The sequence below is a fragment of the Actinosynnema sp. NPDC059335 genome (assembly GCF_042752395.1).
Classification (GTDB): domain Bacteria; phylum Actinomycetota; class Actinomycetes; order Mycobacteriales; family Pseudonocardiaceae; genus Actinosynnema.
Genome location: NZ_JBHYXZ010000014.1, coordinates 31,767 through 54,035, shown reverse-complemented (window position 1 = coordinate 54,035; position 22,269 = coordinate 31,767). Strand labels below are relative to the sequence as shown.

Annotated in this window: 22 protein-coding genes; 9 read left to right on the top strand and 13 right to left on the bottom strand. The window is 74.1% G+C overall.

Translation table 11 applies throughout. From position 1 onward, the window contains the following. Positions 1 to 48: 48 nt before the first annotated feature. Entirely contained in the window at positions 49 to 480 is a 432-nt protein-coding gene (gene mraZ, locus ACFXGA_RS07045) for a division/cell wall cluster transcriptional repressor MraZ (RefSeq protein ID WP_073899631.1), read from the bottom strand. A 462-nt stretch (positions 481 to 942) separates the two neighbouring features. Between mraZ and ACFXGA_RS07040 the strand changes: the two genes are divergently transcribed. From ACFXGA_RS07040 to ACFXGA_RS07030, 3 genes are read left to right on the top strand one after another with little or no spacing between them, the layout of a single operon-like run. Then, positions 943 to 2,052, top strand: a complete 1,110-nt coding sequence (locus tag ACFXGA_RS07040) for an AAA family ATPase (RefSeq protein ID WP_378085006.1) — start codon at positions 943 to 945, stop codon at positions 2,050 to 2,052. Between the two features lies 1 nt (position 2,053). Beyond that, entirely contained in the window at positions 2,054 to 3,319 is a 1,266-nt protein-coding gene (locus tag ACFXGA_RS07035) for a DUF58 domain-containing protein (RefSeq protein ID WP_378085004.1), read from the top strand. 1 nt (position 3,320) lies between these two features. Further along, entirely contained in the window at positions 3,321 to 5,789 is a 2,469-nt protein-coding gene (locus ACFXGA_RS07030; protein WP_378085002.1) for a DUF3488 and DUF4129 domain-containing transglutaminase family protein, read from the top strand. A gap of 345 nt (positions 5,790 to 6,134) precedes the next feature. On the opposite strand, the gene ACFXGA_RS07025 is transcribed toward ACFXGA_RS07030, so the two are convergent. The 6 genes from ACFXGA_RS07025 to ACFXGA_RS07000 all read right to left on the bottom strand — a co-directional run bounded on the left by ACFXGA_RS07025 (position 6,135) and on the right by ACFXGA_RS07000 (position 12,539). Next, positions 6,135 to 6,518, bottom strand: a complete 384-nt coding sequence (locus ACFXGA_RS07025) for a DUF3040 domain-containing protein (RefSeq protein ID WP_378085000.1) — start codon at positions 6,516 to 6,518, stop codon at positions 6,135 to 6,137. A 1,278-nt stretch (positions 6,519 to 7,796) separates the two neighbouring features. Next, positions 7,797 to 8,714, bottom strand: a complete 918-nt coding sequence (locus ACFXGA_RS07020; RefSeq protein WP_378084998.1) for a hypothetical protein — start codon at positions 8,712 to 8,714, stop codon at positions 7,797 to 7,799. 168 nt (positions 8,715 to 8,882) lie between these two features. Then, positions 8,883 to 9,149 carry a hypothetical protein gene (locus ACFXGA_RS07015; protein WP_378084997.1) on the bottom strand — a complete coding sequence of 89 codons (267 nt, stop codon included), beginning with the start codon at positions 9,147 to 9,149 and terminating at the stop codon, positions 8,883 to 8,885. Positions 9,150 to 9,234: 85 nt separating this feature from the next. After that, a complete protein-coding gene (locus tag ACFXGA_RS07010; protein ID WP_378084995.1) occupies positions 9,235 to 9,876 on the bottom strand; it encodes a Crp/Fnr family transcriptional regulator in 642 nt (213 codons plus the stop codon). 239 nt (positions 9,877 to 10,115) lie between these two features. After that, a complete protein-coding gene (locus ACFXGA_RS07005) occupies positions 10,116 to 11,399 on the bottom strand; it encodes a DNA polymerase IV (RefSeq protein ID WP_378085082.1) in 1,284 nt (427 codons plus the stop codon). A gap of 39 nt (positions 11,400 to 11,438) precedes the next feature. Continuing rightward, complete coding sequence (locus ACFXGA_RS07000) at positions 11,439 to 12,539, bottom strand: amidohydrolase family protein (RefSeq protein WP_378084993.1); 1,101 nt, start codon at positions 12,537 to 12,539, stop codon at positions 11,439 to 11,441. Positions 12,540 to 12,575: 36 nt separating this feature from the next. Here ACFXGA_RS07000 and ACFXGA_RS06995 point away from each other — a divergent pair, with 36 nt between their 5' ends. Continuing rightward, positions 12,576 to 13,907 (top strand): glutamine synthetase, encoded by a 1,332-nt coding sequence (locus ACFXGA_RS06995; RefSeq protein ID WP_378084991.1) that lies wholly within the window; start codon positions 12,576 to 12,578, stop codon positions 13,905 to 13,907. Between the two features lie 7 nt (positions 13,908 to 13,914). Here the strand turns inward: ACFXGA_RS06995 and shbA are convergent, their stop codons facing one another. The 3 genes from shbA to ACFXGA_RS06980 form a co-directional block, all read right to left on the bottom strand. Beyond that, positions 13,915 to 14,526, bottom strand: coding sequence for an RNA polymerase sigma factor ShbA (gene shbA / locus ACFXGA_RS06990; RefSeq protein WP_378084989.1), 612 nt, complete (start codon positions 14,524 to 14,526; stop codon positions 13,915 to 13,917). A gap of 210 nt (positions 14,527 to 14,736) precedes the next feature. Further along, on the bottom strand, positions 14,737 to 15,327 hold the full coding sequence (locus tag ACFXGA_RS06985; protein ID WP_378084987.1) for a sigma-70 family RNA polymerase sigma factor: 591 nt from the start codon (positions 15,325 to 15,327) through the stop codon (positions 14,737 to 14,739). A 78-nt stretch (positions 15,328 to 15,405) separates the two neighbouring features. After that, complete coding sequence (locus ACFXGA_RS06980) at positions 15,406 to 16,128, bottom strand: class I SAM-dependent methyltransferase (RefSeq protein WP_378084985.1); 723 nt, start codon at positions 16,126 to 16,128, stop codon at positions 15,406 to 15,408. Positions 16,129 to 16,162: 34 nt separating this feature from the next. Between ACFXGA_RS06980 and ACFXGA_RS06975 the strand changes: the two genes are divergently transcribed. From ACFXGA_RS06975 to ACFXGA_RS06960, 4 genes are read left to right on the top strand one after another with little or no spacing between them, the layout of a single operon-like run. Beyond that, positions 16,163 to 16,999, top strand: a complete 837-nt coding sequence (locus ACFXGA_RS06975; protein ID WP_378084984.1) for a ParA family protein — start codon at positions 16,163 to 16,165, stop codon at positions 16,997 to 16,999. Beyond that, entirely contained in the window at positions 16,996 to 17,628 is a 633-nt protein-coding gene (locus tag ACFXGA_RS06970; RefSeq protein ID WP_378084982.1) for a LysE family translocator, read from the top strand. Before ACFXGA_RS06975 ends, ACFXGA_RS06970 begins: the two co-directional genes overlap by 4 nt. Continuing rightward, on the top strand, positions 17,615 to 18,409 hold the full coding sequence (locus ACFXGA_RS06965; RefSeq protein ID WP_378084980.1) for a DNA-formamidopyrimidine glycosylase family protein: 795 nt from the start codon (positions 17,615 to 17,617) through the stop codon (positions 18,407 to 18,409). The genes ACFXGA_RS06970 and ACFXGA_RS06965 overlap by 14 nt, the downstream gene beginning before the upstream one ends. Positions 18,410 to 18,419: 10 nt before the next feature. Beyond that, positions 18,420 to 19,442 (top strand): quinone-dependent dihydroorotate dehydrogenase, encoded by a 1,023-nt coding sequence (locus tag ACFXGA_RS06960; protein ID WP_378084978.1) that lies wholly within the window; start codon positions 18,420 to 18,422, stop codon positions 19,440 to 19,442. 1 nt (position 19,443) lies between these two features. Here ACFXGA_RS06960 and ACFXGA_RS06955 read toward each other — a convergent pair whose 3' ends face one another. Beyond that, a complete protein-coding gene (locus tag ACFXGA_RS06955; protein ID WP_378085080.1) occupies positions 19,444 to 19,839 on the bottom strand; it encodes a MarR family winged helix-turn-helix transcriptional regulator in 396 nt (131 codons plus the stop codon). 57 nt (positions 19,840 to 19,896) lie between these two features. On the opposite strand from ACFXGA_RS06955, the gene ACFXGA_RS06950 reads away from it, so the two are divergent. Then, positions 19,897 to 20,052, top strand: a complete 156-nt coding sequence (locus ACFXGA_RS06950; protein ID WP_378085078.1) for a hemerythrin domain-containing protein — start codon at positions 19,897 to 19,899, stop codon at positions 20,050 to 20,052. A 6-nt stretch (positions 20,053 to 20,058) separates the two neighbouring features. Here ACFXGA_RS06950 and ACFXGA_RS06945 read toward each other — a convergent pair whose 3' ends face one another. Beyond that, positions 20,059 to 21,303, bottom strand: a complete 1,245-nt coding sequence (locus ACFXGA_RS06945; protein WP_378084975.1) for a uracil-xanthine permease family protein — start codon at positions 21,301 to 21,303, stop codon at positions 20,059 to 20,061. Positions 21,304 to 21,532: 229 nt separating this feature from the next. Next, on the bottom strand, positions 21,533 to 22,269 hold a 737-nt coding region (locus ACFXGA_RS06940; protein ID WP_378084973.1), incomplete at its 5' end, for a hypothetical protein.

The following is a 22,269-nucleotide window of genomic DNA, read 5'->3' as shown; positions in this document are numbered from 1 at the left end:
GAGGCCTCACGGCACCCGAAACCTCGAACAACGGCCGATCCCGTCGAGCTAGAAGACGCCGGGCAGCACCTCCTCGCGGGCCGTGGCGTAGCTGTCCTCGTGCTCCTCGAGGTAGCGCTGCCACGCCTGCGCGTCCCAGATCTCCAGCCGGTTGATCGCGCCGATGACCACGCACTCCTTGGTCAGGCCCGCGTACCGCCGCAGCTCCGGTGCGATCGACACCCGGCCCTGGCCGTCCGGCCGCTGCTCGTCGGTGCCGGCGAACAGGTAGCGCTGGTAGGCGCGGACCGCCTCGTTCGTGAACGGAGCCTCCGCCACCTTGCGCGCCATCTGCTCGAACTCGGCCCGGGGGAACACGTAGAGGCAGTGGTCCTGGCCCTTGGTGACCATGAGACCCCCCGCTAGCGCGTCCCGGAACTTCGCAGGCAGCGTCAGTCGGCCCTTGTCGTCCAGCCTCGGGTAGTGCGTGCCCAGGAACACGGCGCCACACCTCCCGACGCCGGAAGCGTCACTTCCGACCGCCAGTGGGGCCCCCGTCTGCCCCACCGGCCGCCACAGTACCCCACTTTTCACCACAGTCAACGCTGAAACGGGTGGTTGCACCGGCCGTGCCGAAGCGTTTACGCAGGTAGAGCGAAGATGGCCGACGTGGAGCGCGGTGGGGGACGACGACGCCGACCACCTCCGCGGGTGAGCCGATCCGGCCCGAACTCCACCCGGATGGACCAACGAAATCGGGCAAAACCGGTTCGCCGGCGGTCCCGGTGGGGAATCGTGGTGGAGCGGGGTGGACGGCCGCCGGCCGCGGGCCCGTGGAATCCACGAGCGCGAAACTGTTCAATCGGTGTAGGGCGCTTCGCCCTGGTTTGACACACTGCGTGAAACGCTCACCGCCACCGCGAACCGGTCGCGGTAGGGCCGCGCCCTGCTCCAGGAGGTCGAGTGACTCCGAGTACACAGCCAGCCGCGCTGCCAGAGAACTCCTACGGCGGCGGCGCCGCGCCCGCGGTGAACCACGCGAACAACGCGACCCACCCGCAGGGCAGGCCGGAGGAAGCGCTCGCCGAGCTGCACGCCGCGGTCGGCCGGATCGCCGCCAACGTGGAGAAGGTCATCGTCGGCAAGCCGGACGTGGTCCGGGTCGCGTTGGTCACCCTGCTGGCCGAGGGCCACCTGCTGGTCGAGGACGTGCCCGGGGTCGGGAAGACGTCGCTGGCCAAGGCGCTGGCCCGGTCCATCGACTGCACGGTCAGCCGCATCCAGTTCACCCCGGACCTGCTGCCCAGCGACATCACCGGCGTGTCGATCTACAACCGGCAGGACAACGACTTCGAGTTCCGCCCCGGCCCGGTGTTCGCGAACATCGTGGTGGGCGACGAGATCAACCGCGCGTCGCCGAAGACGCAGTCGGCGCTGCTGGAGTGCATGGAGGAGCACCAGGTCACGGTCGACGGGCAGACCTACCCGCTCGGCTCGCCGTTCATGGTGATCGCCACCCAGAACCCGATCGAGATGGAGGGCACCTACGCCCTGCCCGAGGCCCAGCGCGACCGGTTCACCGCGCGGGTCTCCATCGGGTATCCCGACCCGCAGGCCGAGCTGGCGATGGTGGACGAGCACGCGGGCCACGACCCGATGGCCGACCTGCGGCCGGTGTCCGACGCCGAGCAGGTGCTCCGGCTGGTGCAGGTCGTGCGGCGGGTGCACCTGTCGCCGGAGATCCGCCGGTACGCGGTGGAGCTGGTCGGCGCCACGCGGCGGCTGCCCGAGCTGCGGCTGGGCGCCTCGCCGCGGTCGACGCTCCAGCTCGTGCGGGCGGCCAGGGCGCAGGCGGCGTTGGCGGGCCGCGACTTCGTGGTGCCCGACGACCTCCACGCGGTCGCCGTGCCGGTGCTGGCGCACCGCCTGGTGCTGACCGCCGAGGCGCAGGCGGCCCGCCGGTCGGCGGCCGACCTGGTGCGCCAACTGGTCCAGCGGGTGCCGGTGCCGCAGGCGGCGATGGACCCCACCGGGCAGTTCCTGCACAACATCAACCCCAACCACCACCGCTGACATGCGCGGGGCCCTGTCCGGGCTGACCACCCGGGGCCGGTGCCTCCTGGCCGCGGGGTTCGCGGCCGGGTTGTGCGCGATCGTGCTCAACGAGCGGGACCTGCTGCGCGTGGCGGCGTTCGTGGTGGCCCTGCCGCTGCTCGCGGCGTGGCTCGCGCAGCGCGCCAAGGTCGGGCTGCACGCGACCCGGTTCCTGCACCCCAGCCGCGTCCAGGTGGGATCGGCCACCGACGTGCGGGTGGAGTTGCGCAGCGCCGGGCGGGTGCCGACCGGCGGGCTGCTGCTGGAGGACGCGGTGCCGTACGCGCTGGGCGCGCGCCCGCGGTTCGTGGTGGAACGGCTCCCGCGCAACACGGTGACCGTGCTGCGGTACCCGCTCAAGCCGGTGATGCGCGGCGTCCAGCAGGTCGGTCCGCTGCTCGCGCGGATCACCGACCCGTTCGGCCTGGCCGAGTTCGACCGCGAGCTGGCGGGTCGCAGCCGGCTGGTCGTGGTGCCGCGGGTGGTGCCGCTGGCCGGGCTGCCGAACGGTTCGGGGATGGGGTCCGGCGACGACGGCTCGATCCGGCTGCGGGCCGGCCAGGGCGAGGACGACGCGGTGGTGCGCCCCTACCGGCACGGCGACGACCTGCGGAAGGTGCACTGGCGGTCCACCGCGCGGCGCGACGAGCTGATGGTCCGGGTCGAGGAGCGGCCGTGGCGCGGCGGCACGACCGTGCTGCTGGACCACCGGCTGGTCGCGCACCGGGGCAGCGGCCCCGGCGCGAGCCTGGAGTGGGCGGTGTCCATGGCCGCCTCGATCTGCCTGCACCTGCACCGCTACGGCCACCGGGTGCGCCTGGTCGGCGACGACGGCCGGGTGCTGGCGGGCGGGCCGGGTGACAGCGGGTACAGCGACTCGGTGGTGCTGGACGCGCTGGCCGCGCTGCCGCCGTCGCACCGCCGCGAGCCCGCCGTGGGCGTGGACCCCGGCGCGGGCCAGGAGGTCATCGCGATCCTCGGCGGCAGCACGCCGTCGGTGATCGACTCGCTGATCCGCAACCGGCCGCGCGGGATGCGCAGCCTGGCGGTGGTGCTGGACGTCCGGGCGTGGGCCGCCCCGTCGGAGGACCCGGCGCCCGACGCCGCCGAGGCCGAGCGGCTGCTCGGCGGCGCGGGGTGGGGAGTGGTGGTGGCGCGGCCGTCCACGCCGATGGGGCAGGTCTGGCAGGAGCTGTGCCACAGCGCGGGCAACCGCGGCCCGGTGGTGCGCGCGGAGGTGGGCTGACGTGACCGGCAGGACGTCCGCGGTGGGCGGCGACAACTGGGTGGTGAGCGCGACGCCCGCGGTCGCCGGCCTGGCCACGCTGTGCGCGGCGACCGCGTTGTCGAGCGTGATCGCCGGCGTGCTGTGGCTGGTGTACCTGGCGGTGGCCATCGCGGTCGTGGGCGGCACGGGTGTGCTGCTGCGGGCGACCCGGCTGCCCACGCCCGTGGTCGCGCTGGGTCAGCTCGTCGCGCTGATGTGCCTGCTGGTGACGATCTTCACGCGCAGCGGTGTGCTGGTGGTGCTGCCCGGTCCGCAGTCCTTGCAGGACCTGGTGTCGGTCCTGGGCGACGCGATGGCCGAGGTGCAGACCGGGGTGCCGCCGGTGCCGGACAGCCCGGCCATGCGGTGCCTGGTGATGGTCGCGATCGGGCTGGTCGCGATCCTGGTCGACCTGCTGGCCGTCGGCCTGGCCGCGCCCGCGGCGTCGGGGCTGGTGCTGCTGTGCGTGTTCGCGGTGCCCGCGTCGCTGGCCGACGAGATGCTTCCGCTGTGGACGTTCGTGTTCGGCGCGGCGGCGTTCGCGCTGCTGCTGGCGGTGGACGGGCAGCACCGGCACTCGGCGTGGCGCGGCCGGTTGGCGAGCGGCGGGCAGAGCGGGTCCGGGCCGGCGGCGACCGCGGTCGCCGGGCTCGCGGTGGTGGTGGCGCTGGTGGCCGGGGCGAGCTTCACGCTGGTCGGCACGGTCGGGCGGCTGCCGGGCACCGGTGAGGAGATCGGCGGCGGTTCGGGCGGGTTGGGCATCGACCCGATGACGCAGCTGCGGGGCATGCTCAACCAGGGCGCGCCGCGCGAGCTGTTCCGGGTGCGGGACATGCCGGCCACGTCGGCGTACCTGCGTGCCATGACGTTGCGGCAGTACGTGCCGGACAAGGGCTGGGAGCTGGGCGGGAACATGCCGGAGGGCGTGCCCGCGAACGGGCCGCTGCCCGTGCAGCCCGGCGACCCGGGCGACGGCGAGGTCACCGGGGTCCGGATCGAGCCGGTGAACTGGGTGGACAACTGGCTGCCGGTGTACGGACAGCCGCGGGCCGTCCAGGGCGCGGAGGACAACTGGAGGTACGACCCGGAGCGCGGGATGATCTACAGCGTCCGGCCGCGCCGGTCCGGGGAGTACACGTTGCAGACGGTGTTCGACACACCGTCTGCGGACACGCTGCGGCGGGCGGCGGGCCCGGTGGACGTCGACCAGTCGTACCTGGACGCGCCGGGCGTCGAGGGCCGGGTGGCCGCGCTGGCGCGGCAGATCGTGGCCCCGCACGACAACCAGTTCGACCAGGCGACCGCGTTGTACCGGTACTTCACGGACGGGACGCAGGGCTTCGAGTACACGACCCAGACCGCGGACACGGACACGTCGGTGGACGCGCTGGAAGACTTCGTGTTCAACGGCAAGAAGGGGTTCTGCGAGCAGTACGCGTCCGCGATGGCGATCATGGCGCGGTCGGTCGGCATGGCCTCGCGGGTGGCGCTCGGCTTCACCGCCGGGTACGCCACCGGCGACGTGCAGACGATCACGTCGCAGGACGCGCACGCGTGGGTGGAGATCTACTTCCCTGGGCACGGCTGGATGACGTTCGACCCGACGCCGCTGTCGGACGGGCGCGGCGTGACCCCGCCGTACATCTCCGGTCTGGAGGCGGACGACGAGGAGGACGGTTCCAGCGCCGGCGCGACGACCACCACGACCACGACCACGACGCCGGGCGCGTCGGCGTCCGCCTCGGCGACGCCGGGACTGACCGGTGAGGACGGGCAGGCGCAGGCGGCGGAGCCGACGCCCACCTGGCACGTGGTGTCGCTGGCGGTGCTTGGGTTGATCGCGTTGCTGGCGACGGCGCTGGTGGTGGCCGGTGCGCGGCTGTGGCGATTCGGGCGCGGGTCCGGGCCGGTGTGGCTGAGGTCGGCGGCCCTCGTGGCGGCGGCGGTGGCCTGGGGTGTCGTGCTCGGGCTGCTGGTGGCGCTGGTGTCGTGGTGGTTGGCGGTGGCGCTGCTGGCGCTCGTGGCGGCGGCGACCCCGGCGGCGGTGCGGACGTGGCGTCGGCGGCAGCGGTTGCGGGCGGTGGCCGGGTTGGGGCCGGACGCGGCGAGCGCGGCGTGGCAGGAGCTGGTGGCCGAGTCCGTGGACCGCGGCACGCGGGTGCCGAGCACGGAGACCGTGCGGGTGGCCGCGCGACGGCTCGTGCGGGTGCACAACCTGGACGAGCAGGGGCGGGAAGGGCTGCGCGCGGTCGTCGGGGCGGTGGAGCGGTCCTGGTACAGCGCGCACTCGGCGGCGGACCCGGCGCTGCCCGGCGCGGTGGAGGACGTGCGCCAAAGCCTGAACCGCAACGCGCCGCTGGCGTTGAAGGCGAAGCTCCTGCCCCGGTCGGTGCTCCAGCCGAAGGCGCCGGCCGATTCGGAGCCGGCGGAGGCCGGTTCGACGGTGTGACGGTGTGACGGGTCCTGGTCCGGTTCGCCGGTCCAGGACGCACACCCGCCCGACCGGGTCGTCTCATCACTCCGCGGACCGGGGTTGTTCTGCACCCCGCGACCGGGTCGTCCTGCGGACCAGGGCTGTCCTGCGGACCAGGGCTGCCCCGCACTCCGGGGACGGGGTCGTCCAGCACTGGTTGGCCGCACACCGCGGCCTGGGTTCTCCCGCCCTCTGCCGACCGGAATTGTCCTGCGCGCACCGGCCGCGACCCGGACCGGATCGTCCCGCACGCACACGGCCCGCCCCGGAGGTGATCGGGGCGGGCCGTGTGCGTTGTTCGGTCGGGCTGTCTCGCGCGGACTACTCGTCCTCGAAACGGCGACGGAAACGTTCTTCCATCTTCTGTGAGAACGAGCTGCGGCTGGGCCGGCTTCCCTCTTGGCTGGGCTCTTCGGCACCCTGGTCACCACGACGCAGCGTCGTCACGGTGAGCAGTACGCCGAAGAACATCAACAAGAAGCCGACCACGCTCACCACCGGGATACCAGCGAGCTTCGGCAACATCACACCCGTCACCAGCAGCGCTACACCCACGGCGAACAACGCGATGCCCTGGATGCGACGCCGTCGTGACGGCTTGCGCAGCTTGGCACCGCGCACTGTGGATGCGAACTTCGGGTCCTCGGCGTAGAGCGCGCGCTCGATCTGGTCGAGCAGTCGCTGCTCGTGCTCGGAGAGTGGCATGGCTCCTCCTCCGGCACAGCGGTCGCGGGCGCCGGGTAATCACGGTTGCCGCCGGTCCCGGCGGACGCCCCGCCCTGGGGGCGTCACAACCAGGATACGATTCGGGAGCCCCGCCGACTACCCAGTCCGTGCCCCTAAGCGGTTCGTTCTGTCACCATCATCCTCACGGGGCAATGGTCAGACCACCGTGAGGTCGTGCGGGCCGGGCCGAGGTCAACTGTCAAGACCTGCGAAAGCCCGGTCGTTCACTCCCCCGAGGGGGTGAGTCGGAGGGCATGCACACCGAGCCGATCCCCCTGCACCCCGCCCGACACCCGACTCGCCCCGCCCGGGGTCGCCCTTTCGGCATCGCGCGACTACGCAACGTCACTCTCTTGCGACCGCGCGATCGGCAGACGATCGAGACGCAGATCACAGCCGCGCCGCGCCGCCTGCTCCCGGTTCCCGATCTTGCCGAAGATCGAGTTCGGGAGCACGAAGCGGCACCCCGCCCGCCTCGGGGCCGGACCGGCGCTCCCTCCCGGCTCACCACCCGCCGGCCCCACCCGACCCGCCTGTCGCCCACCCCCACCCGACCCGCCTGTCGCCCGACCCCCGCCCGGTCCGCACACGCCGGGTTGACTCGCCCTCCCGGCTCACCACCCCGCCGGCCGCACCGGCCCGCTTGTTGCCCAACCCCCGCCCGGCCCGCACACGCCGGGCTGACTCGCCCTCCCGGCTCACCACCCCGCCCGGCCCCCGCCCGACTCGCCCGCCCGACTCGCCCGACGCGCCGACCCGCCCGGTCTGCATGACCGGCACGCGTGCTCCCCCACACCGGCCGACCTGCTCGCCCTGGCGAACCGGCTCGCCCCTCGCCCCGCCAAGGGCCTGCCCTGCCAACTCGCCCGAGGTGCCGGCCCCGCCCGATCTGCCTGCCCGGCGCGCGGTCCCCGCACCGGCCGACCCGCTCGCCCCTACCCGCCAGGGGTCTGCGCGGCCGACTCGCCCGACCGGCCAGACCCGCCCGGCCTGCCTGCCCGGGGGGCGCGGTTCCCGACAGCGGCCGACTCGCCCGGCCGGCCAGACCCGGCCCGCCCCGCCCCGCCAAGTGTCTGCCCGTCCGCCAGGTGTCAGACCGGCTGCCAGGTGTCAGACCGGCTGCCAGGCGGACTGTCCGGGTGACGGGTGCACGGACCGCCGGCCGCTGTCGCTCCGCCGCCGCCCAGCCGCCAGGTACCCGGCCCGCTTGGGTGGAGGTGGTTCGGGGTGGTGGGCGTGAGGGGGCCGGGTGGAGGGTTAGAGGTGGTGGAGGGGTGTGCGGTGGATTGGGGGGATGGGGCGGTTGGTGGCTTCGGTGGCGGCTCGGAGCAGGTCTTGGGCGACGGCGGTTGGGGATTGGCGCAGGCGGGTTGGGGTGGTGTGCAGGACGACGGCTCCGGCGGCGGAGAGGGGGTCCGGGCGCGGTGGGCGTGGGCTGTTGAACCGCCAGGCCAGGGCCAGGCCGTCCCACCAGGCGTCGGCGACGCCCAGGGGGCGGCCGTCGGCGGACTTCAGGAGCGCGCCCCACGTGGGTGGGGGTAGGGGTAGGTCGTCGAGGACGGCCCTCGCCCACGCCTGCGGGACGGAGCGGACGCCGTCGGCCAGTTCGGAGAGGACTTGCCTGGCCGGTTCGGATCCGCGGGCCAGTCCTGGTCTCAGGTCGGAGACCGGGACGCCGCCGTGGCGGACGACCTCGGTCAGGACCGCCCGGATGTCGTCACGCACGCGCAGGGCCTTGGCGGCGTCCACGGCGGCCCGGGCCAGGGGCGCGGTCAGGAAGCCCCGGCGCAGCACCGGGTCCGGTGGGCGGCGGACGCGGGTGAGGCGGACCTTCGCGGCCGGTTCGATCGGGCGGGTGACGAGGACCTGGACCGGGCCGGTGGCGGGCAGTGCCCGCATGCCGTGCAGTTGCAGCGCGTCCAGGCCGGTGAGCAGGCTCTCCGGACCGCCGTACCGCAGCGCCGCCCGCGCGAGTTGGGCACGGGTCGGCGGTGTTCGGGCCAGCAGCAGGATGCCGGGCAGGACGTGCTGCCACGGCCCGTGCGGGCGGCAGCGGACGGCCAGTTCCTCGCTCGGCAGGCCCAGGGCCAGCAGCTCGGACGCGGTCGCGACGCGGTGGGGGAAGAGGCCGCCCAGGGCGTCCAGGTCGATGGTGGTGCGGTTCGTGGTGCGCATGGGTCCACCATCGGCCGTGGGCCGGGGTCGGTCGATGGGGAGATCGCGAACTGTGGACAACTCGATGGCCTGTGGACAACTCGACGCGAAATGGGGCCTCCCGCAGACCCGACCGTCTGCGGGAGGCCCCTGTGGACGGCGGTCACCCCTCGTTGACCGCCGCGTGCTCTACAGGCGGACGAGCTCCTCGGCGACCTCGACGTCCGGCTCGCCCCGGACCGGGCGGGCGGTGCGGACCTCGCGCCACGCGTCGTAGACGGCGACCAGGCCGCCCGCCAGGGCGACCGAGACGGCGGCCGCGACCACACCGTCGACATCGGACACGAACACGATCACCACGGTCGCCCACGCCATGACGGCGGTGAGGGCGAGGGTGCTCGCCAGCCGCTCGGCGAACCGCCGACGGGACTTCGCCTGCTCCTCGATGTGGCTCATGACTCCCCCTCTGAACTCGGCTGATGCCTCATTTGTAGGAGGTTCGGACGTCGAGTTCTGCGTCAGATGACGCACAAGGCCACATTCACGTGGTGAAGTCGTAGAGCCGGCTCACGTGGTGGATGTCGATCTTCCGCCGGCCGGTGCTGATGATGCCCTCCTCGCGCAGCGCGCGCAGCACCCGGACGAGCGATTCGCGGGACGTGCCCGCGATCCCCGCGAGGTCTTCCTGGCTCAACGCGATCACGCCCTGGTCGGCGATCCCGCGCCGCAACGCCATGTCGATGAGCACGGCCGCGACGCGCTGCGTGGCCGTGCCGCTGATCTGCATGCGCTGGCGGTCGGTGTCGCGTTGCCGCGCCACCACGACGGTCAGCACCGTCCAGGCGATGCGCGGGTGCCGCTGGCACAGCGCGGCGAACGCGCTCGCCGACAGCACCAGCGCCCGCACCGCGTTCAACGCGCGCACCGTCGCCGAACGCGGCCGACCGTCCACCGCCGAACGCTCACCGACGATGTCACCGGCCCCGCGCACGGCCAGCACCTTCTCGCTGCCGTTGGCCGTGGTCGCGGTCACCCGCAGCAGACCGCTCCGGATGACGAGCACGTGCCGCGTCACCTCGCCCTCGTGGCAGATCACCGAGCCGGGCGGGTAGTCGCGCTCGACACCGGTCGCCGTGAGCACCTCGTGCTCGGCGGGTGTGAGCAGACCCCAGAACCGATCCACGACACCACTGTGCCGGGTGATCGACGCGCACGACCCCGTCCACGCGCCGCGACCACCCGAACGGCTCGGTTCCCGGAACGGGAAACCGAACGCCGCACCACCCGGTGCCCAACGCCGCACCACTCGACCCGGGCTTCCGGTCGAGGTGCGCGGCCGGGTTCGAGGACGAGCCGGTGCTCCGGGAGCCGGGCCGGCGAACAGAACCGGCGGTCCGGTGCCTGCGGTCGGGGCGCGCGGGGTCAGGGTTCGCGGTCCGGTTTGGGCTCGCGCAGGCCCGACCTGGTCGGGCCCTGGTTCAGCAGCGACGCCGGGCGGACCGCCGCCGCGCCGAACCGGGACCGCGCCTGGTCCGCCGCCTGCTCCGCCTCGCGCCGGCCGCGCTCCGGCGCGTCGAACATCAGCTGCTCGCCGTCGTCGCCCTGGACCAGCTGCTCGATCCGCACCCCGATCAACCGCACCGCGCCCGGCGGCACCTGCTCGTCCAGCAGGGTGGCCGCCGTCTTGTAGACCTCGTGCGCCACGTCCGTCGCCACCCGCAGCGTCCGCGACCGGGTGATCGTGGTGAAGTCGGAGAACCGGACCTTGATCGACACCGTGCGCCCGCGCAGCCCCCGCGCCCGCAACGTCGCCGCCGAGCGCTCCGACAGCCGCAGCAGCTCCCGGCGCAGCAGCTCGCGGTCGAAGTGGTCGACCTCGAAGGTCTCCTCCGCGCCGATCGACTTCTCCCGCGTGACCGGCACGACGGGCCGGTCGTCGTGCCCCTGCGCCAACGCGTGCAGGTGCTCGGCCAGCGCCACGCCGATCAGCCGGCGCAGCCGGGGCAGGGGCGTCGCGGCCACGTCCGCCACCGTCTCCAGCCCGACCCGGTCCAGGGCCTCGGCCGTCCGCTGCCCCACGCCCCACAGCGCCGACACCGGCAACGGGTGCAGGAACGCCAGCACCTCGTCCCGCGGCACGACCATGAGTCCGTCCGGTTTGCACATCCCCGACGCGAGCTTGGCCAGGAACTTCGTCGGCGCGACGCCCACCGAGCAGGTGATCCCGTGCGCCTGCTCCACCTGCTCGCGGATCAGCTGCGCGAGCTGCGCGGGCGTCCGCCGGGTCCGCTTCAGCGCACCGCTCACGTCCAGGAACGCCTCGTCCAGGCTCAACGGCTCCACGAGCGGCGTGAGGTCGCGGAAGATCGCCATCACCCCGCGCGAGACCTCCTGGTACCGGGCGAAGTTCGGCGGCACGAACACCGCGTGCGGCGCGAGCCTGCGCGCGTGCGAGGTCGGCATGGCGGAGCGCACGCCGAACTCCCGGGCCAGGTAGTTCGCCGACGCGACCACGCCCCGGTTCGCCGTGCCGCCCACGACCACCGGCTTGTCGGCCAGCTCCGGCCGGTCGCGGATCTCGACGGAGGCGTAGAAGGCGTCCATGTCCACGTGCAGCATCGAGCAGCCGGTGTCGTCCGGCCAGACGTCGCCGCGGGCGCGGAAGCGGTCGACCAGACCGCGCGGCAGGTTGGCGCTGCGGCCCACCGACCACCCCCCGTCCGAGCCGAACACCCGTTCGAAACCCTACTCCAAGCGGTACGCGCGGTGCGCGTTCTCCCACCCGATCAGGCGAGCGACGCGTTCGGCGTCCGCCAAGGCGAAAGCATGCTCCCGCAGCCCGGCGGACAGGAAATCGGACAGCGCGCGGCGGAAGAACAACGCGCCCAGGTAGTACAGCTCGCCCAGCGCGAACGCGTCCGTGGAGAACAGGAACTTGCCGAACGGCACGATCTCCAGCGCCTCCGCGAGCACCCGGCTCGCCCGGTGCGCCACGGCGTGCGTGGCCAGGCCCACGTCCACGAACACGTGCGGGAACACCTGCGCCAGGTACGCGGCGTGGCGGTGGTACGGGTAGTTGTGCAGCAGCATGACCGGCACGCCGAGCGGCGCGGTGGCCCGCAGCAGGTCCGTGAGCAGCAGCGGGTCGCACCGGTGCAGGGACAGGTCGGCGTCGCCGTAGCCGACGTGGAACTGCACCGGCAGCCCCCGGTCCAGCGCCTCCCACACCAGGAACCGGCTGATCACGGCGTCCGCGCACCGGGTCGAGCCGGACGTCAGCCACCGGCCGGCGGCGGCCACGACCTCGCGGTCCGAGGGCCGGGCCGGGTCGAGGTCGAGCCCCACCCGGTAGGCCGCGATCGACTTCGCCGCGACCGCCGGCGTCGCGTTCAACGCCTCCCGCACCCTCGTCGGGAACGCCGCCGCTCCCCCGGCCACGACGTCCTCCGCCAGGCGCTCCAGCCGCAGCACGGAGAGTTCACGCGAACCGGTGAACCTGGTGGGCAGCACGAAGCCCTCCGGCCACGTGCCGCGGTCCACCAGGAACGTGGAGATCTCCGCCGCCGACACCATCGCCCGGTTCACCTCGGCCGCCCCCAGCGACCGCCGCCGCGCCAGGTACTCGTCGGGCGGCGCGAGCGGCGGCAGGTCGAGCAGGGGCGCGCACCAGCGCCGCACGGCCAGGCCGAGCGACGAGTCGAACAACGACGTGCCCAGCGGTGACACCGAGTCGGCCTCGGTCAGGTTCGACTCGAAGCCGTCCCGGTCCAGGTCGGTGCCGAGCACCCCGTGGCAGTGGTGGTCCACGAGGCGCAACGACGCCACGCACGGCAGCAGCGGGTCCACTTGTTGAACAGTAGTGACCTGGTGTAACCACGCCAGATGGACACTGCGGAGCGGGAGCACCGGCGGGCCCTGGCCGCCGACCTCGTGGACGACCTGCTGGAGCAGGACGTGGTCGCGGTCGCGCTCACGTGGGTGGACCACAGCGGCATCACGAGGGTCAAGTCCGTGCCGCTCGCCGCGCTGCCCGGCGCCGCCGCGGACGGCGTGGGCGCGTCCCCGGTGTTCGACGCGTTCCTGCTGGACGACACGATCATCGCCGGGCGGCACGCGGGCGGCCCGGTGGGCGACCTGAGGCTGTTCCCGGACCTGGACCGGCTGACCGCGCTGGCCGCCCAGCCGGGCTGGGCGTGGGCCCCGGCCGACCGCTTCGACCGGCAGGGCGAGCCGCACCCCCAGGACGAGCGCGGCCTGGCGCGGGCGGTGGCCGACCGGCTCACCGTGCACGGTTACGAGGTCCGGGCCGGGTTCGAGGTGGAGTGGGTGGTGGGCCGCGGCGGCACGGACGAGTTCCGGCCCGCCACCACCGGGCCCGCGTACGGCCACGCCCGCCAGGTCGAGCTGTCCGACTACGCCGCGGACCTGCTGTCCGCGCTGGCCGAGCAGGACGTCGAGGTGCTCCAGTTCCACCCCGAGTACGCGCCCGGCCAGTTCGAGCTGTCCACCGCGCCGGAGGACCCGGTGCACGCGGCGGACACGTCGGTGCTGGTCCGCGAGACTGTCCGGGCGATCACGCTCCGGCACGGCATGCGCGCGTCGTTCTCGCCGAAGGTCACCGCCGACGGCGTCGGCAACGGCGGTCACCTGCACCTGAGCCTGTGGCGCGACGGCCGCAACCTGTTCGGCGGCGGGGAGGGCTGGTTCGGCCTGACCGCCGACGCCGAGGCGTTCGCCGCCGGCGTGCTGCGGCGGCTGCCCGCGCTGTGCGCGATCGGCGTCCCCTCGGTGGCCGGCTACCTGCGGCTCGTGCCGCGGCAGTGGGCGGGCGCGTTCGCGGTGTGGGGCCTGGAGAACCGGGAGGCGGCGCTGCGCCTGGTGGCGGGCCGCGACCTGGAGGTCAAGTGCTACGACCTGTCGGCCAACCCCTACCTCGTGGTGGCGGCCACGATGGCGGCGGGCCTGGCCGGGATCGTCGACTCCGCGCGGCTGCCCGAGCCGGTCGGGGTCGACCCGGCGGACGTGCCGGGCGCCGAGCGCCTGCCGACGTGCCTGGAGGAGGCCGTGGCGGCGTTCGAGGCGGACGAGGTGCTGACCGAGGCGTTCGGCGCGGAGTTCGCCGCGACGATCGCCGACGTGCGGCGCGGCGAGATCGCCCGGTTCGCCGACTGCTCACCGGAGGAGGTCGCCGCGCTGACCCGCTGGCGGCACTGAGGCCCCGTCAGGCGCCCTGCCGGGCTTCGTCCAGCACCTTGCGCAGCCGCGCCAACGCCCGGTGCTGCGCCACCCGGACCGCGCCGGGGGTCGAGCCGACCGCGTCCGCCGTCTCCTCGGCGGACAGGCCCAGGACGACGCGCAGCACCAGGATCTCGCGCTGCCGGTCCGGCAGGACGTCCAGCAGCCTGCCCATCCGGTCCGACAGCTCGCCCTGCAACGCCCGCAGCTCGGGACCCGGCTCGGGGCCCGCGCTGTCCGGCAGCTCCGGCACGGACTCGGCGCGGTTGCGCGCCGCCGCCCGGTGCGCGTCGGCGACCTTGTGCGCCGCGATCCCGTACACGAACGCCAGGAACGGCCGGCCCTGCTCCCGGTAGCCGGGCAACGCCTTCAGCACCGCGAGGCAGACCTCCTGGGCCACGTCCTCCGCCGACGCCGACCACCGCTGCCCGCCGCCCACCCGGGCCCGGCAGTACTTCACGACCACGGGTCTGATCTCGGCCAGCAACGCCTCGACCGCACGCCGGTCACCGCGGACCGCCGCGGCCACGTGAGACTCCGGCCCTCCTTCCACTCGTACCGGTGAAGAGGACGCGACGTCCTCGCACTGCACGGACATCACCGCCCTCCCCGCATCACCGCGGAATCCCGGCGGAACCGCACAACCCACCACCACTGCTGCCATCGCGAGCTCCTCGGCGTCCGCGCGCTGGACGCCCCTCGGGGGCACATGCGAACGCGACGCCGGTCCCACTCCCAGATGACGCAAGTCACGGGAAGTTACGCCGAATGGCCGCGTTTGGAACCCGAACGGAGCAACGAATCCCACTCATGTTCTGCGCTGCGTGATCAACGAGCGCTCGATTTCGCGTCTCAGCCGGGTCAGCGCCCGGTGCTGCGCGACCCGGACCCCACCGGGCGAGGCGTCCACCACGGCGGCGGTCTGCTCGGCCGAGAGCCCGACGACCACCCGGAGCACGAGGATCTCCCGCTGCTTCTCGGGCAGCCGGCGCAGCAGCTCGCCCATGCGCTCGGTCAGCTCCAGCCGCAACGCCGTCTGCTCGGGGCGTCCCGTCTCGTCGTCCGGCGCGTCCGGCACCTCGGGCACCGGCTCGGACCGGCTGCGCAGGGCGGCGCGGTGCGCGTCGGCGACCTTGTGCGCGGCGATCCCGTACACGAACGCCAGGAACGGCCGACCGTGGTCCTGGTACGTCGGCAACGCGGTCAGCAGCGCCAGGCACACCTCCTGTGCCACGTCGTCGGCGGAGGTGAACGACCGCTCCTGCCTGCCCACGCGGGCGCGGCAGTAGCGCACGACCAGCGGGCGGACGACGGCGAGCACCGAGGCGATGGCCCGGCGGTCCCCGGCGACGGCCGCGCGCACCGCGGCGTCCAGGTCCTCGGGCGCGGGTCCGGCCATCAGCCGGCCCCGGCTAAGTGCGGGTCTCCCATGGCGGCGTCCTCTGCGGTAGGCGGCGGAAGCTCCGTTCTACCGCACTCAGGCCGGCCTGCGGCCCAGGACGTGCAGACGGGCGGCGACGTCCCGCAGCGGCGGCCGCGTCGACGCGGCCAGTTCCAGCTCGGCCAGCGCCTCGGCCGCGCCGGGGCTGGACTCCAGCACCGACCCCGGCACCAGGTCCGACACCACGCCGTGGCCCTGCACCAGCTCGACCTTCAGCCCGGCGGCCAGGACCAGCGCCTCCAGCCCGGCCACGTCGAACCGGCGCAGCAGCGGGTCGCGGGTGCCGGCGAGCTGACCGGCCTCGTCGTCCAGCAACCGCCGGGCGTCCACCAGCCGGCCCGCGATCGCGCGGTGCAGCACGGCCGCGTACCGGTTCGCCACCAGCAGGGACACCGCGCCGCCCGGCGTCGCCGCCGCGGCCAGGGCGGCGAGCGCCGCGCCGACGTCGTCCACGACCTCCAGCAGCCCGTGACCGAGCACGAGGTCCGCCGAACCGTCCCGGTCCAGCGCGTCGGTGTCGCCCTGCACGGCCGTGATGCGGTCCAACACGCCCTGGTCCGCCGCGCGGCGGTGCAACGTGGCCAACGCGTCCGGGCTCGGGTCGACCACCGTCACCGCGCACCCGGCCACGGCCAGTGGCACGGCCCACACGCCGCTGCCGCCGCCCACGTCGAGCACCCGCGGCGGTTCACCGCCCCGGCGGTCGCGCGCGGCGGCCAGCTCGGCGTCGAGCACCCTGTGTACGGCGTCCGGTCGCATGGACGTAGAGCGTAAGGGCCGTAGGCTGCACTACGTGCATACGGTGGCGGTGCTCAGCCTCAAGGGTGGCGTTGGGAAGACGACGGTCGCGCTCGGTCTCGCGTCGGCGGCGTTGCGGCGCGGCGTCCGGACGCTGGTCATCGACCTCGATCCGCAGTGCAACGCCACCTCGACGCTGGAACCCGGCGACACCGAGGCGAGCATCTACGACGTCCTGCGGGACCCGAGCCGGGAGACGCTGGACAAGGCGATCGCGCCGAGCGCGTGGGGCGACGGCGTGGACGTGCTGGCCGGGTCGGAAGACGCGGAGTCGCTGAACCACCCCGACCCGGGCGAGACCCGGCTCGGCCGGCTGCGCGAGGCGTTGCGGCTGCTCCAGGACGACGAGGAGCCCTACCAGCTCGTGCTGCTGGACTGCCCGCCGTCGCTGGGCCAGCTCACCCGGTCGGCGTTGGTCGCGGCGGACCGCGCGCTGCTGGTCACCGAACCCACGATGTTCGCGGTGGCGGGCGTGCAGCGGGCGTTCGAGGCGGTGCAGGCCGAGCGCGAGCACAACGCCGACCTGCAACCCCTCGGCGTGGTGGTGAACCGGGTGCGGCCCCGGTCGCACGAGCACCAGTTCCGCATCGACGAGCTGCGCGACATCTTCGGGCCGCTGGTGATGCCGGTGGCGCTGCCGGACCGGCTCGCCGTGCAGCAGGCGCAGGGCGCGTGCATGCCGATCCACGAGTGGGGCACGCCCGGCGCGCGTGAGGTCGCGTTGGCGTTCAACCTGCTGCTGGCCCGGATCCTGCGGATCAGCCGCAGCCGCCGGCGGGCCGTGCACCGCGACTTCGACGACGAGGAGATCGAGGAGGCGGTGGAGGCGTGAGCGCGACGGCGCTCGCCGCGTTCACCGTCGCGGCGCTCCTGCTCACGATCACGCCCGGCCTGGACACGATGATGCTGCTGCGCATGGTGCTGGGCGGCGGGCGCCGAGCCGGGCTGGTGGGCGGGTTCGGCACCACGCTGGGCTGCCTGGTGTGGGGCGCGGCGAGCATCGCCGGCCTGACCGCGCTGCTGGTCGCGTCGCGGTTCGCCTACGACGTGGTGCGCTACGCGGGCGCGGCGTACCTGCTGTGGCTGGGCGGTTCGGCGCTGTGGAAGTCGTGGCGCGGCGCGCTCGACCGGCCCGCGGACGTGCCCCCGATCACGCCGGGCCAGGCCCTGCGGACCGGGTTCACCACGAACCTGCTCAACCCCAAGATCGGCGTGTTCTACCTGAGCCTGCTCCCCCAGTTCCTGCCCGCCGACCAGGCGTCGGCCGGGTGGGGCGCGCTGCTGGTCGGCGTGCACGTGGGCATCGGCCAGGTGTGGCAGGTCGTCGTCGTGTGGCCGGCCGGCCGGGCGGCGCTCGTGCTGACCAGGCCGCGGGTGCGGCGCTGGACCGAGCGGCTGACCGCGTCCGTGCTGGTCGGGTTCGGCCTGAAGGTGGCGTTCGACCCCGGTGCCCGAGGGTGACACGGTCTTCCTGGCCGGGCAGCGCCTGAACGAGGCGCTGGCCGGCCGCCGGCTCCTGCGCGGCGAGCTGCGCCACCCGAGGTGGGCGACGGCCGACCTGAGCGGCCGGGACGTGCTGGGCGTGCGCTCGGTGGGCAAGCACCTGTTCACCCGGTTCTCCGGCGACCTGAGCCTGCACAGCCACTTCCGGATGGACGGCGCGTGGCACCTCTACCGGCCGGGCGAGCGCTGGCGGCGGCCCGGCCACCAGGTGCGCGCGCTGCTGGAGGTGCCGGACCGGGTCGCGGTGGGCTTCGCGCTGCACGACCTGGAGCTGCTGCCGACCGGCGAGGAGTCGCGGCTGGTCGGCCACCTCGGTCCGGACCTGCTCGGCGAGTGGGACGACGGGCGGGCCGCCGAGGCGGTGGCCCGGCTCGCCGCCGACCCCGACCGGGAGCTGGGGTTGGCGCTGCTGGACCAGCGGGTCGTGGCCGGCGTGGGGAACCTCTACAAGGCCGAGGTGTGCTTCCTGCTGGGCGTCTCGCCGTGGAGCCCGGTGTCGGCGGTGGACCCGGCGGAGGCCGTCCGGCTGGCGCGCAAGCTGCTGCTGGCCAACGCGTGGCGGCCCGAGCAGAACACGACCGGGCTGCCGGGGCGCGGGCGGCAGCACTGGGTGTTCGAACGGGCGGGCAGGCCGTGCCTGCGCTGCGGCACGAAGGTCCGCGTGGGCGGGCAGGGCGCGGGGGTGCTGGAGCGCCCCGCGTACTGGTGCCCGCGCTGCCAGCCAGGGCCGATCGCTTAGGGTGGCCGCCGTGGTCTACAAGAGCGTGGTGCGCAAGGCGTTGTTCCGGATGCACGGCGGCGACGCGGAGCGGGTCCACGAGACCACCCTCGGCGTGCTGGAGAAGCTGAGCCCGGCGGCGAAGCTCGTGCGCCGCGGGCCGGTCGCGCCGCGCACCGTGTTCGGCGTGCGGTTCCCCAACCCGGTCGGCCTGGCCGCCGGGCTGGACAAGAACGGTCGCGCGCTGCCCGCGTGGGGCGCGCTCGGGTTCGGGTTCGTCGAGGTCGGCACGGTCACCCGGCACCCCCAGCCGGGCAACCCCAAGCCGCGCCTGTTCCGGCTGCGCGACAGCGAGGCGATCATCAACCGGATGGGCTTCAACAACGACGGCGCGCTGGAGCTGGCCAACCGGCTCGACCGCCTCGGCCCGCTGTCCGTGCCGCTGGGCATCAGCCTGGGCAAGTCCAAGGTCACGCCGGTCGAGGACGCGGTGGAGGACTACCGCACGTCCCTGCGCGCGCTCTACCGCCACGGCGACTACTTCGCGATCAACATCAGCTCGCCCAACACCCCAGGCCTGCGCAACCTCCAGGACCGCGGCGCGCTGACCGAGCTGCTGTCCGCGCTCAACGCGACCGCGCACGAGCTGGCCGGGTCCGCGCCGCGCAAGCCGATCCTGGTCAAGATCGCGCCCGACCTCACCGACGAGGCCATCGGCGAGCTGCTGGAGGTGTGCGCGGCGCACGAGGTCAGCGGCCTGATCGCGACCAACACCACGTTGTCGCGCGACGGCCTGGCCCCGGCCGACCGGCGCCTCGCGGACGAGGCGGGCGGGCTGAGCGGCAAGCCGCTGGCCGCGCGGGCGCGCGAGGTGGTGCGGTTCGTCAGCCGGGAGACCGACGGCGCGCTGCCGATCATCGGCGTCGGCGGCATCGCGAGCGCCGACGACGCCAAGCGGATGCTGGACGCGGGCGCGAGCCTGGTCCAGCTCTACACCGGGTTCATCTACGAGGGGCCGGGCCTGGTGCGGCGGATCACCCGCGCGCTGCGGTGACTCACGCGTCCAACGCGTCCTCGTAGGCCCTGAAGGTCTCCACGAAGACCCGGCGCTGCTCGGGCGTCAGCGGCTCCAGCGCGACCCGCCACGCCCGCGCTCCCCTGGCCAGCCACGCGTCGATCGCGGGCCGCCGGGCGTCGGTGATGCTGACGATCCGCCTGCGCCGGTCCCGCTCGTCCTCACGGCGTTCCAGCACGCCTTTGCGGCTCAGCTCGGCCACCATCAGACTGACCGTCGTCGGCGCCACCTCCAGCCGCTCGGCCAGGTCGTTCACCGTCGCCGGGCCGTCGAACAGCAGGTAGGACAGCAGCGACAGGTGCCGCGGCGCGAGCGCCAGGGACGCCGGCTCGTCCGGCACCTTGAGCCGCTTCGCCCGGCCGACGATGCGCGGCATGAGCAGCAGCAACGCCCGGATGGCGTCATCGGTGGTTGACACCCGGCAGCGGCGCGGCTGCGGCGGCTGCGCGAGGAGCACCGCGTCGTCGCCGGGGTGATCGCGGAGATCGCCGCCCTGTCAGGCGACCCGGAGCGGCTGCGGCCCGAGCTGGACCGCCTGGAGGAGCGGTTGGAGGCGCACTACGCCTACGAGGAGGAGCACCTCGGCTGAGGGGCGTCAGACGCCGCGGGCGGCGCGGAGCCAGCGCAGCACCGGGTGCAGGATCACCACGAGCAGCGAGCCCCAGACCAGGCCGCCCAGCTCCATGTCGCCCAGCTCCAGCGTCAGGTCGCCCACGCCCGCGACCAGGGCCGCGCCGCCCACCAGCGCGTTGCCCGGGTTGGTCAGGTCGACCCGGTTGTCCATCCAGACCCGCACGCCGACCAGGCTGATCAGGCCCAGCAGCACGAGCGTGGCGCCGCCGACCACACCCGCCGGGACGGTGGAGAGCAGCGCGGTGAGCTTCGGCGAGAACGAGATCAGCACGGCGGCCACGCCGGTCACCGCGTACGCGGCCGTGGAGAAGACCTTGGTCACGCCCATCACGCCGATGTTCTCGGAGTACGTCGTGGTGCCCGAGCCGCCGCCGAAGCCCGCCAGGGCCGTGGACACGCCGTTGGCGATGATCGAGTCGCCGACGTTGCCGTCGAGGTTGCGGCCGGTCAGCGCGCCGATCGCCTTGACGTGGCCGACGCTCTCCGCGACCAGCACGATCACCACCGGCAGCACCAGCAGCGTCACCGTCGGGCGCAGCTCCGGCGCGTGGAACTCGGGCAGGCCCAACCAGGCGGCGCGGCCGACCGCGGCCGTGTCGACCAGGCCGAGCCCGAAGCCGAGCGCCCACCCGGCGACCACGCCGATCAGCACGGAGAACCGGAACGCCGAGCCGCGGCCGAGCACGCCGCACAGCAGGATGATGCCCATCGTCACCACGGCGGGCAGCGGCTGCTGGGCGAACGAGTCGGTGGCCCGGTGCGACAGGTTCAGCCCGATCAGCACGACCACCGCGCCGGTCACCACCGGCGGCATCACGGCCTCCAGCAGCCGCACGCCCAGCGCCTTCACCGCGACCCCGAGGATGATCACCAGCAGGCCGGCCGCGAGCACGCCGCCGAGCTGCGCGGCGATGCCCTCGTCGCGGGCGGCCGACAGCGGCGCGATGAACGCGAACGACGCACCGAGGTAGCTGGGCACGCGGTTGCGGGTGATCACGATGAACAGCAGCGTGCCGACGCCCGAGAACAGCAGCGTGGTGCTGACGGGGAGCCCGGTGGTGGCGGGGACGAGAATCGTGGCGCCCGTCATCGCGACCAGGTGCTGGGCGCCGAACCCGATGGTGCGCGGCCAGCTCAGCCGCTCCTGCGGCGCGACGGCGTCGCCATCGGTGGGGCGGCCATCACCGCGCACGGTCCACAACGCCACTCAACGACCTCCCCGGCGACCAGGACGGACCACGCTGTCCGACCCGAGGATCCTGCCACGCCAAGTAGTGGCCGCAGCTATGTAACGGTCTGATAATCACACGATCGCAGCAGCGTACGCCACTGTGGCGGCGAGGTTGGCCCAACTTCGTTACGCAACGTGACGTAGTCGGCGTTCGTGCAGATGGCCGCGCGGCCACCGGGTGCAGGGATCCGCACCGGGGGCGTGATCAGCGCGACAGCTCGCGCAACGCCGACGCCAGACCGGCCAGGTGGTCCGTCGCGTCGCCCAGCACCTGCCGGGGGTTGGACGCGGTGCTCTCGGCGAGCACCCGACCGGCCGCGGCGACCAGGCCGCAGTAGCCGTCCACGCCCTCGTCCAGCTGCGCCCGCAGCCGGCGCACGCCCTCGACCAGCGGTGCGCGGTCCAGCGGCGGCGCGGTGTCGCGCGCCCGTTCCACGGCCTGGAGCTGGCGGGACACGGCCCGGATCGCGGAGGATGCCTCGGCGCCGGTGGCGCGGGCCTGCTCGACCGAGTCGGTGGGGATGGACGTCAGCGCCGCCGAGTCGAGCTGGCGCAGCAGCTCCCGCAGCGTGTCCTCGGCGTCCTCCAGCCGTTCCATCGGCTGGCGCGCGGCCGACGAGCGCGCGGGCAGCGGCTCGCGCACCGGCGCGACCTCCAGCTGCTTGCGGGCGGCGTCGATGCCCCTCATCTTCAGGTTCGTGCGCACGGCCAGCACGGACGTGCCGGCGAACCCGAGGGCCGCGGCGACGCCGGCGCCCGCGCCGAGCACACCCACCAGGGTGAGCGTGCCCACGACCGCGAGCAGGGCCAGCACGATCAGCCAGAAGGTCAGCACGCGGCGCGTCCGGGCGGTCCCGCGGGGGAGCTTGGCGGGGGGGTGGTTGCTGGGCGGGGTCCCGCGGTTGACCATGTTCCCGGGTTTGGGGTGGGGGTTGGCCGCCC

Bases quoted from the DNA above. Each gene is read 5' to 3' on its own strand.
- ACFXGA_RS06955 (WP_378085080.1), bottom strand. From the start codon at position 19,839: ATGCCGCGCATCGTCGGCCGGGCGAAGCGGCTCAAGGTGCCGGACGAG.
- ACFXGA_RS07025 (WP_378085000.1), bottom strand. From the start codon at position 6,518: ATGCCACTCTCCGAGCACGAGCAGCGACTGCTCGACCAGATCGAGCGC.
- ACFXGA_RS06995 (WP_378084991.1), top strand. From the start codon at position 12,576: ATGGACACTGCGGAGCGGGAGCACCGGCGGGCCCTGGCCGCCGACCTC.
- ACFXGA_RS07020 (WP_378084998.1), bottom strand. From the start codon at position 8,714: ATGCGCACCACGAACCGCACCACCATCGACCTGGACGCCCTGGGCGGC.
- ACFXGA_RS07015 (WP_378084997.1), bottom strand. From the start codon at position 9,149: ATGAGCCACATCGAGGAGCAGGCGAAGTCCCGTCGGCGGTTCGCCGAG.
- ACFXGA_RS07035 (WP_378085004.1), top strand. From the start codon at position 2,054: ATGCGCGGGGCCCTGTCCGGGCTGACCACCCGGGGCCGGTGCCTCCTG.
- ACFXGA_RS06980 (WP_378084985.1), bottom strand. From the start codon at position 16,128: ATGCGACCGGACGCCGTACACAGGGTGCTCGACGCCGAGCTGGCCGCC.
- ACFXGA_RS06985 (WP_378084987.1), bottom strand. From the start codon at position 15,327: ATGGCCGGACCCGCGCCCGAGGACCTGGACGCCGCGGTGCGCGCGGCC.
- shbA (WP_378084989.1), bottom strand. From the start codon at position 14,526: ATGTCCGTGCAGTGCGAGGACGTCGCGTCCTCTTCACCGGTACGAGTG.